2 protein-coding genes are annotated in these 1,247 nt (G+C 46.8%); both read right to left on the minus strand.

The window, feature by feature from the left end; translation table 11 throughout:
* Positions 1-51 precede the first annotated feature (51 nt).
* Positions 52-693 (minus strand): BON domain-containing protein, encoded by a 642-nt coding sequence (locus AND4_RS19090; RefSeq protein WP_009844630.1) that lies wholly within the window; start codon positions 691-693, stop codon positions 52-54.
* Between the two features lie 21 nt (positions 694-714).
* The coding region (locus AND4_RS19095) for a phosphoheptose isomerase (RefSeq protein WP_009844631.1) at positions 715-1,247 on the minus strand (533 nt) is incomplete at its 5' end.

A 1,247-nucleotide genomic window follows, 5' to 3' on the forward strand; every position in this document is an offset into this window, starting at 1 on the left:
AGGCTGCTTTCAGTCGCTGTATCGACCTCGAAACCTAGCTAATGACTTAGGTTAGTTAGCTTGCCCGTCGAGTTCGATCACGCTTGCTTCAGTGTTTGTCGTTTCGGATTCGTCTAAGTCTCGTGACTTCTCATCCCCGTGCTGGAAGCCCTTGACGACCTGCTTCACGCCAGAGATATTTCGTGTGATTTCAGCCGCTCTCTCACCTTGCTCTGGCGTTACGTAGCCAAACAAGAACACATCGCTGTCCTCGGTGATGACTTTTACTTTCACACCGTTGAGCTCGCTGTCCGTCAGCAGTGCAGACTTAACCTTAGTGGTGATCCAACTGTCGTTGCTGATTTGTGTTACGCTGAGAGGCTCTTTGCGTTTGATTTGGTTGTGAATGTTCTTAACCCCATTGACTTGACGAACCTTGCTCTCAAACTCGTTAATCAAATCTTGAGTAGGGGCTTGGCCCATCAGCACAGCGGTACCATTATATGAGCTCGCAATGACGCGAACTGCACCTTTAAAAGGTGCTTTATTGCCAATCGCTGCGACTTCGAACTCAATATTGTTGTCTTGCCAAATTTCTTTGGTGGTACGTGTATCTGTGACGATATTGGCCGTAGTGGCTGCACCTGCAATAAACAAACCTGCACAGCCGCTCATGCTTAATGCTGTACATAAAATGACAAGACTACGTATCATAATTCTATACTCTCTATTTAGTTATTCTTCGTGAGCTGGGAAAAGTACCTGGTCGATCAGATCACATAGACAGTGCAGTGTTACCATGTGTACTTCATGAATGCGCGCTGTACGGTGTGATGGGATTCTAATTTCAACATCGTTCTCACCAAGTAGACCTGCCATTTCACCACCATCTTTACCAGTCAAAGCAATGATGGTCATGTCTCGTGTTACCGCAGCTTCCATTGCTTTGGTGACGTTCTTGCTGTTACCGCTCGTCGAAATCGCCAGAAGGATGTCACCAGGTTGACCAAATGCACGTACTTGTTTAGAGAAAATTTCTTGGTAGTGATAGTCGTTTGCTACCGCAGTCAATGTTGTATTATCCGCTGTTAGAGCCATTGCAGGAAGGCTAGGGCGTTCAGTTTCGAATCGGTTCAAAAGACAAGACACAAACTGTTGCGAGTTCGTTGCACTGCCCCCGTTGCCACAGCATAGAATTTTGTTGCCATTAAGTAGACTTGATACCATAGCTTGAGCGGCGTGGGTAATGGCATCAGGCAGCGCTTCTG

The organism is Vibrio sp. AND4 (assembly GCF_000171815.1).
In the GTDB taxonomy this organism is placed as follows: domain Bacteria; phylum Pseudomonadota; class Gammaproteobacteria; order Enterobacterales; family Vibrionaceae; genus Vibrio.

Coding starts and splice junctions, on each gene's coding strand:
- AND4_RS19090 (WP_009844630.1), bottom strand. CDS start 693: ATGATACGTAGTCTTGTCATTTTATGTACAGCATTAAGCATGAGCGGC.